Below are 8,576 nucleotides of genomic sequence, written 5' to 3'. Positions count from 1 at the left end.
AGTCGGCCCGGATCACGCCCTTGCTCGGGCTGGCCTTCTTGATCTCGGCGATCACGGCCGGCTGCTGCGCGGCGATGCGAGCCTTCAGCGCAGCAGCAAAGCCGCGCACGGGCGGTGCCGCGTCGACCTGGGCCAACAGCGCGCGCAACGGCAGCGCCGTGCTGCGCGCCTGGATTTCCTCAGCCTTGCGCGCGAGGATTTTCTTCAGAATGTCGCTCACGTCTGTCCTTGAAAGCCTGGATGGTTGAACCGCCGCCGCCGCGTCGACGTTGCGGCCTCAGCCCGCCAGCCGCTGCGTCGCCGCGACGAACTGGTCGAGCTTGGCTCGCGCCTCGCCCGTGGCGATCGCCTCGTTGGCCAGCGCCACGCCCTCGGGGACGGATCCGGCCAGATTGGCTGCGTAGAGCGCGGCGCCCGAATTGAGCACGACGATGTCGCGCGCGACACCGGCCTGGTTGTCCAGCACCTCGAGCACACGATGGCTGGATTCGGTCGCGTCGGCGACCGCGAGCTGGCGCGAGGAGGCCATGGCAAAGCCGAACTCCTCGGGATGGATCTCGTATTCCTGGATCTCGCCGTCGCGCAGCTCGCCGACCAGGGTCGCGCCGCCGAGCGAGATTTCGTCGAGACCATCGCGCCCGTGCACGACCAGCGCGTGCGTCGCGCCCAGCTGCTGCAGCACGCGCACCTGGATGCCGACGAGGTCCGCATGGAATACGCCCATGAGAATGTTCGGCGCACCGGCCGGGTTGGTCAGCGGGCCGAGGATATTGAACAGCGTGCGCACGCCCATTTCCTTGCGCACCGGCGCGACCACCTTCATGGCCGGATGATGGTTGGGCGCGAACATGAAGCCGATGCGGGTTTCTTCGAGGCAGGCCGCGACGCGATCCGAATCGAGGTCGATACGCGCGCCGAGGACTTCGAGCACATCGGCGCTGCCCGACTTCGAGGACACGCTGCGGTTGCCGTGCTTGGCCACATGCACCCCGCAGGCGGCGACGACGAACATGGACGCGGTCGAGATGTTGAAACTGTGGGCGCTGTCGCCGCCGGTGCCGACGATGTCGACGAAGTACGGATAAGCCGGCGTCGTCACGCGCGTGGACATCGCGCGCATGACTTCCGCGGCGGCGCTGATCTCGCCGATGGTTTCCTTTTTCACGCGCAGGCCGGTGATGATCGCGGCGACCATGGTCGGCGACACTTCGCCGCGCATGATCTGTCCCATGAGGTCGACCATCTCGTCGTGGAAGATCTCGCGATGTTCGATGGTGCGCTGCAGCGCCTGTTGCGGGGTGATCGCCACGGCCGACTCCGACGGTTCGGGCCGGCGATGATAAGGACTCCGGGCGTAAAGATCAGTGTCGGCCTGGGCATAAGCCGGCACGGCGGCCCCGCGCCGGCTCCGTGGCGACCTGCCGCTGCCGGGCGTCCCCGCCAGTCCCGGCCGGGCGGCAAAGATCCGGGCCGGCGCATTGCACGCCGGCCCGGCGGTGCTGCGACCGGGCTCAGCGCGCCGGCTGCAGGCGCTGATAGAGCTTGCTCAGTTCAACCTCGTATTCATCGATACGGTAGCGCTCGCGCAGCACGCCTTCGTAGTGGTTGAAGTCGGTGAACAGGACCGGCTGCAGTTCGGCCTCGGCGCTTGCAAAGCCGCTGATATGGAAGGAGCAGCCACTCAGCGAGATCAGGGAGTAGAAATACGGGCTGCTGGTGCGCACGTCGATGGTGGAGGTGACCTGGCTCTGGCATCCGGCCACGGTCGGCGAGCTGATGACGTACTCGTTGACGGCGGACGACGGGGCCGGTTCCTGCATCTTGATCACGGCCGAATACCAGACTGTGCCGGGAAGCATCTCCGCCTGGGCAGACAAGCCGCCGAGCATCAGGGCGAAACCGGCGAGTACGCGAAGCGAACGAAGTGACATAGAGAATCTCCTGGAGGTGGAAGCCTGCGACGGCAGCATTGGCCGTGGGCGACCCCAAGCTATGCGCTCAGACCACCGGCCGCGAGCACGAACAGGGGCCAACCGGGGCAGGAACCTGGACTGCGCGGGACGTTTTCGCGCACAAGTCACTCACCGCAAAGGACTCGGCGCGGCGCTGCGGCTGCGCACCGCCCGCCCCCGAAAAACCCAAATCCAATCAATCCATTGCCGACATTTCTTCCCGGCTTGATCCCAGGCGGGGCTTGCACGCCGCGCGCATCGCTGCCATTGATCGCCACGGGCAACGGGCACCCCTGTGCTCTGCCACCATCGTCCGCCGGGGAACGTGCACGACGTCGCCTGCCCGGCACCTGTCTGGGGAAAATTGCTCGATGAACTACCGCACTTGCATCGCCCTGCTGTTGTTTGCCGCCGCCGGCCCCGCGCTGGCGCACAACGAGTTGCCGACCATCGCCGCCTGCGGCGGCCACAGGCCCGTCTACCTCGGCACCTTCAACTACGCCGAGAAAGGCCTGCGCGAGTACAAGATCTGCCTGCGGCGCGAAGCCGGCAATCCCTGGCTGCGCGACGCCGGCGGCGGTGGCAACCTGCCGCCGGTCTGCCGCGTCAATGCCATTTCGATCACGATGGTGGCGTGTCCGGCGCAGGTCTGCGGCGAATTCGACGACGACTACCGCACCGCGCGTGCACTCGCACTCGCTGCCTGCACCGCCTATGTGGGCGCAGGCACCCAGTATCCCGAGGGCGGACTCGTCGTGCCGGTCTTCGACGGGCCTGCCACATTCCTGGACGCGAACCACCACGCGATCTACGAGCTCGCCGACGGCGTTTCCGGGGTCTGTGCCCTGTGCCCGGACGAGGGGTCGTGACCGTCGCGCCTGGGACGGCCCGCGGAACCTGAGATGCGCGTGGCACGCGCACGGCCGGCCGCGACCGGAAAACACCACCGCTGACGCCCCCAGCTGAGCACTCCATCGACCGGGAAGTTGCGCACCGGCCAGGCCTGCCGCGCCGGCGTTCGCGCACCCGGCCGATACCCGCGCCTCAGACCAGCGCGCGTCGGCGCAAGCTGGCCTGCACCGTCTCGGCGCGCGTACGCAAGGCATCGCGCTCGGTCGCTTCGAGGCGGCATTCGGACAGTACGAAATAGGCCGTGCGCAGCACCTCGCGCCAGCGTGGCTGGCGCGGTAGCCGGGACAGACTGAGGTAGCGTTCCATCGCGCGCACGCGCAGCCGGCCTTCGTCGATGGTCACGCGCCAGACGCGGCTTTTCTCCGCCAGGTCGATGCGCGTGCGGCCGCTGACGCGTTCCCACAGTTCCACCGCGTAGACCATGAGTTCGACGAGTTCGCGCCGGAACCCGTCGGTCTCGACGGCCGTCGCATCGACGAGCTCGGCCGCATCCAGCGTGGGCGGCGATGCCGCGTCGCCGTCGACCGTCGCGGCATCGCCAGCTACGAGCTGCAGCACCGCGATACCGGCATCGGACGGCAGCGCGCTCAGGCGCGCCCACACTGTCGCCGTCGGCAGTCGCAGGGCGAGTTCCGCCACCGCATCGTCGTCATCGAGCTCCGCCAGCGCCGACTGGAGCGCCACCTGCGAACGTTCATCGAGGAATCCGGCCATGCGCGAACCCAGTGCCGTATCTCGCGCCTGGCCCAGCAGATCCGCCGCGGCGCGCGTCAGCGCGACCAGCGTCCCCGCCGCATCGATCGCGAGCAGCGCGGCATCGCTGCGATCGAGCAGCGCCTGCACCCGCTCGCCGTCCACGCGCAGTGACGCGGCGGTCCGGCGGTACTGCTCCATTTCCGCCGCGAGTTTCGATTCGCGCACGGCCGCGGCGAGCTGGCTGCGCTGGCGCGCGCGCAGGAACGCGCCCGCCAGCAGCAGCAGCACGACGACCGCACACGCCAGGCCCAGCTGCAATTGCGTCGTCCGTTGCCGCAGGGCGAGTGCGCCGAGGCGGTTCTGCGCTTCGAGGTTCTCGATCGCGCGCTGGCGTTCGGCCACGTCGAACTGCACGCGCAGTTGTTCGAGGCGGCGGTCATGCGCCGCATCGCGCAGGCGCGCATCGGCCTCATGGAATGCCTGCTGCAGCCGATACGCCTGCGCGGTTTCGCCGGCCGCCATCGCGGCATCGGCACTCGCCTGCAGCAACGGTGCACGTTCGACCGCGTCGGGCGGCAGCCGCGCCAGCACGTCGGCGAGCACGCTGCGCGCACCGGCCAGATCGCCGTCGATGCGACGCAGGCGCGCGAGCTGCAAGGCGAGGTTCGGCGGTTGCGCCTGGGCCAGTTCCTGCGCGAGCTGAAGGGCGCGCGCGAGCGCGGCGCGTGCGGCCGGGATTGCCTGGGTGTCGAGCGCGAGCGCGGCGGCCCCGACCTGGGCGCGCAATTCGTCGGCACGGGCGTCGAGCGTCCGGAAGGTCGCGATGGCCTGCGCGTAGGCCGCGCCAGCACCCTGCGTGTCGCCGACCTTGACCAGCACCGCGGCCAGGCTTTCGCGCGTGTGCGCCGCGTCGCGCGGACGCTCGTCGCGGTCGTGCTCGGCCAGCGCCTCGACGTAGCGCCGCTGCGCTTCCGCGTAGTCGCCCAGATCGCGATAGAGGTCGCCGAGATTGTTGAACAACGCGCCAAGCTGCGGATCCCTGACGCGGCGCTTCAATTCGAGGCTGGCAAGGTAGGCATTCAGCGCCTCGCGATAGTCACCGATGCGGCGCAAGGTATTGCCGAGGTCATTCCAGCTCTGCGCCAGCGCCGTATCGTCCGCGTGCGCGAGCGCAAGTTCACGCGCGATGCGGAACAGCGGCAGTGCATCGGCGTAATGCTCCTGGCGGTAGGCGAGGATGCCGCGACGCCGCGCGAGGCGAAAATCGTGCATCCAGCGCCCGGCCTCGACCGGCATCGCCGCCACACGGTTCAGCGTCGCCGCGGCGCCGGCAAAATCACCGGTCGCGATCTGCGCATCGCTGCGGCGAAACAGCATTTCCTCGGCGATTTCCGCGTCGCGCAGCGGATCGAGCGCGGCGTAGGCCTCCTCGCACGCCACGATCGCCTGCTGCGGCTGCGGTTGCTGCAGGCTGCGACAGCGCGCCGGGGCATCGCTGGCGACCGGATCCGCGGCAAGAGTCGCCATGCCGATGCAGGCCAGCGCGAGGCCGGCGAGGCGCAGAACGCGCGACATTCCGACAGGCCTCATGCGGCCAGGAAGTTCGCCAGCAACTGGTGCCCGTGCTGAGTCAATATCGATTCCGGGTGGAACTGCACGCCTTCCACGCGCAGCTCGCGGTGACGCACTCCCATGATCTCGTCGACGCTGCCGTCCTCGTGCCGGGTCCAGGCGGTCATCTCCAGACAGGCCGGCAGGGAATTTTTTTCCACAACGAGAGAATGGTATCGGGTCGCCTCGAACGGATCGGGCAGCTCGCGGAACACGCCCTGGCCGGCGTGGCGGATCGGCGAGGTCTTGCCATGCATGATCTGCGCGGCGCGCACGACCTTGCCGCCGAAAGCCTGGCCGATGGCCTGATGGCCGAGGCAGACCCCGAAGATCGGCACCTGCGTGCCGAGTTCGGCGAGCAGTTGCAACGAAATGCCGGCCTCGTTCGGCGTACACGGTCCGGGCGAGATCACGATATGGCTCGGCCGCGCCGCAGCGACCTGCTGCACCGTCCACTCGTCGTTGCGCACGACCTTGACCTCGCATCCCAGCTCGCCGAGGTACTGCACGAGATTCCAGGTGAAGCTGTCGTAGTTGTCGATCATCAGCAGCACAGAGCACCCGCCCGGCAAGGATTCGGAAGTCGCGCCGGCGCGCGCGGGCGCTGGCCAAAAGGACGACAAGGCTATGCGGCCAGCGGCGCGCTGTGCAAATGAATTCGACCGGCGCGCCGGCCAGCTTCGGTACAGCGAGCCAACAGCAGCCTCGTCTCCCATCGACCGGTCGCGCGAGGGGAAAGCGGGATCCGGCCAGGCATGGCGCACGCGCCCGGCCTGACCCCGGCCCCACATCCCTTGCGTTGCCACACCACTCACCCCGCAAGGAACCCGCGCATGAACACGTTGTGGAAGGGATTGGCCATCGCGACATTCTTGCTGGCCGATGCCGCATCGGCCCTCTCAGTGCAACGGACACCGCCGCCGAAGCCGCCGCACGTGTGGCTCGATCCGTCGCTGCAGCTCCAGCCGATTCAACTGCAGGATGTCGCGATCGACATCCGCATCCAGGGCTTCATCGCGAGCACGCGCCTGGATCTCACCTTCCACAATCCCAACGCGCGCGTGCTCGAAGGGGAATTCGTCTTCCCGCTCGCCGAGGGCCAGAGCATCACCGGCTACGCGCTGGACGTCGAAGGCAAGCTGCGCCAGGGCGTGGTCGTGGAAAAGGAAACCGCGCGCGTCGCGTATGAATCGACGGTCCGCCACGGCATCGATCCGGGCCTGGCCGAGCTGACCCAGGGCAACGTCTTTCGCACTCGCCTCTATCCGCTGCCCGCGAACGGCACGAAGCGCGTGCAGATCACGTTCGACCAACCGCTGATCGACGCCGGCGGCGAATATCGCTATCTGCTGCCGCTGCAGTTCACCCAGGCGGTCAAGCGTTTCACCGTCCATGCCGAGGCGCTGCGTACCGAGCACGCGCCCGCGAACACCGGCACCGGCGCGCTGAGTTTCGAACGCTGGCAGGGCGGCTTCGCCGCCGACCTCGAGCGCACGGATTTCCTGCCCGAGCGCGAACTGGCCTTCAGCCTGCCCAAGCCAGCCGACACAGCCACCCTCTTCAGCATCGCCGATCGCGACGATACGCAATGGCGTCGCTTTGCCGCGCAGGTCCAATCCGCGCCCGAAGCGGAACTGAAGCCCGCCGCCGCACCACGCCGCGTCGCGCTGTACTACGACGCGTCCGGCAGCGCCGCGACCCGCGAACGCGCGCGCGAACTCGATTTCCTCGCTACGTGGATCACGCAGCTGGGCGAGGTCGATATCGACCTGATCGTGTTCCGCAATGAAGCCGAAGCGGCGCAGCGATTCACGATCCGCGACGGCGACATGCGCGCGCTGCGCCGCGTGATCGAAGCCTTGCCGCTCGATGGTGCCAGTGCCTATGGCGCGCTCCGCGTCGACGCGGCGGCGAACTACGATCTGGTGCTCGTCGTCGGCGATGGCCTGAGCAATTTCGGCAGCGGCGAACCGCAGTGGCGCGACGGCGGCACGTCGCGCCTGGCCTTCCTACACGCCGCGCAGACCGTCGATCACGCGCGCCTGACGCGCTGGGCGAAACGCCACGGCGGCCAGGTCATCAACCTCCTTGCGCTCGATGATGCGAGCGCCCTGCGCCAGCTTGCCCGGACGCAGTGGGCGCTGCAGGCCACGCGCGTGCTGCGCGGCCGCTGCGAGGATCTCGCACCAAGCGCACCGCAGCCCGCGGGCAGCGTGTTCTCGCTATACGGCCGCTGCAGCGCAGATGCGGAACTGCAGCTCGAATTCGGCGACGGCGTCGGCAACACCCTGCGGCGCAGGCTGATGCCCGCCGCCGGCGAACCGCTAGACGCTGCGCGCGGCGCGTTCATCGACCGGCTCTGGGCCACGGCACGCATCGCCGATCTGGAGTACGCCGACACGCGCGACCGCAACACCATTGTGGAACTGTCCATGAAGTACGGCGTCGTCACGCAGGACACCTCGATGCTCGTGCTCGACCGCATCGCGGACTACGTGCGCTACAAGGTCGAGCCACGCGAACCCGACCTCGCTGACGCGTATCGCAGGCTGCTCGCGACGGCCACGCCAGTGTCCGATCAGGGCCAGCGCGACAGCCATCGCGGCGCGACGATGGTGCTCTGGCAAAGCTTCCTCAACTGGCACGTGGACAGGCCGCATGCATGGCTGGAAACCCTGCTGCCACCGGCGGCGGACGCCGAAGTCGTGCGCTGGGAGGCACTGCCCGCACTGAAGGACAGCCGTACTCATCTGGCCGAAGCGCGCGCAATCGACCGCGAGGCGCGCGCGCTGCAGAAGCGCTGGACTGCCGACCGTGCCGATCCCGCGCGCCGCACGAGCTGGGAACGCGAAGCCACCGACGTCATGCTCAGGCTCGACGCGCTACGCCAACTGCGTCTTACGCAAGCACCGGATTCGGATGCAATCACGCGCAAACCGCAGAAAATCGCCGGCGACGCAGACGACCGGCCGGAGTCGCGGCGCGACCGGGGCCGGAGGCGCGTGTTAGCCTCGGCGCCCGGCGACATCGCGGCCGCTTCTGATGTCTACGAAGAATCAGCACTGGAGGCGAGGACGACCGCAGTCGCCGCTCCACCAGCGCCGTCGCTCAGCCAACCATCCGCCGAGCGCTTTGCGGAAGCCACGCGCAGCGAAGAAGCGAAGATCGCCGAAGGAGCCGACGGTGCGAGCGCGGCGTCACCACGCGCCAGCGTCGGTATCGAACTGCGCGGCTGGGATCCCAATACACCCTATCTCGCGCGCCTGCGCGCCGCGAATGATCCGTACGCGGTTTACCTGCAGGAACGCCGCGAACAGGCCGCGACGCCAGCGTTCTTCCTCGACTGCGCGGACTATTTCCGCAACGAAGCCAAGGATCCGCGCCTCGCGCTGCGGGTGCTCAGCA

6 protein-coding genes and 1 pseudogene are annotated in these 8,576 nt (G+C 68.6%); 2 read left to right on the top strand and 5 right to left on the bottom strand.

Annotation, left to right across the window (positions count from 1 at the left end; translation table 11 throughout):
* The 3 genes and pseudogenes from trpC to RUU78_RS13505 form a co-directional block, all read right to left on the bottom strand.
* Positions 1 to 220, bottom strand: a pseudogene (trpC, locus tag RUU78_RS13515) (indole-3-glycerol-phosphate synthase TrpC); the annotation flags it as partial.
* Positions 221 to 277: 57 nt separating this feature from the next.
* Entirely contained in the window at positions 278 to 1,309 is a 1,032-nt protein-coding gene (gene trpD, locus RUU78_RS13510; RefSeq protein WP_313917422.1) for an anthranilate phosphoribosyltransferase, read from the bottom strand.
* A 202-nt stretch (positions 1,310 to 1,511) separates the two neighbouring features.
* Positions 1,512 to 1,931 carry a hypothetical protein gene (locus tag RUU78_RS13505; protein ID WP_313917420.1) on the bottom strand — a complete coding sequence of 140 codons (420 nt, stop codon included), beginning with the start codon at positions 1,929 to 1,931 and terminating at the stop codon, positions 1,512 to 1,514.
* Between the two features lie 392 nt (positions 1,932 to 2,323).
* Between RUU78_RS13505 and RUU78_RS13500 the strand changes: the two genes are divergently transcribed.
* A complete protein-coding gene (locus tag RUU78_RS13500; RefSeq protein ID WP_313917418.1) occupies positions 2,324 to 2,821 on the top strand; it encodes a hypothetical protein in 498 nt (165 codons plus the stop codon).
* 175 nt (positions 2,822 to 2,996) lie between these two features.
* Here RUU78_RS13500 and RUU78_RS13495 read toward each other — a convergent pair whose 3' ends face one another.
* Together RUU78_RS13495 and RUU78_RS13490 are read right to left on the bottom strand one after the other, a co-directional pair.
* A complete protein-coding gene (locus RUU78_RS13495; RefSeq protein WP_313917416.1) occupies positions 2,997 to 5,135 on the bottom strand; it encodes a tetratricopeptide repeat protein in 2,139 nt (712 codons plus the stop codon).
* A gap of 11 nt (positions 5,136 to 5,146) precedes the next feature.
* A complete protein-coding gene (locus tag RUU78_RS13490) occupies positions 5,147 to 5,725 on the bottom strand; it encodes an aminodeoxychorismate/anthranilate synthase component II (RefSeq protein ID WP_313917414.1) in 579 nt (192 codons plus the stop codon).
* 279 nt (positions 5,726 to 6,004) lie between these two features.
* Between RUU78_RS13490 and RUU78_RS13485 the strand changes: the two genes are divergently transcribed.
* Positions 6,005 to 8,576 (top strand): VIT domain-containing protein (locus tag RUU78_RS13485; RefSeq protein ID WP_313917412.1); only part of this gene is annotated, 2,572 nt, incomplete at its 3' end.

Source organism: Tahibacter sp. (assembly GCF_032229445.1).
In the GTDB taxonomy this organism is placed as follows: Bacteria; Pseudomonadota; Gammaproteobacteria; order Xanthomonadales; family Rhodanobacteraceae; genus Tahibacter.
This window is presented reverse-complemented; position numbering and strand designations above follow the sequence as displayed.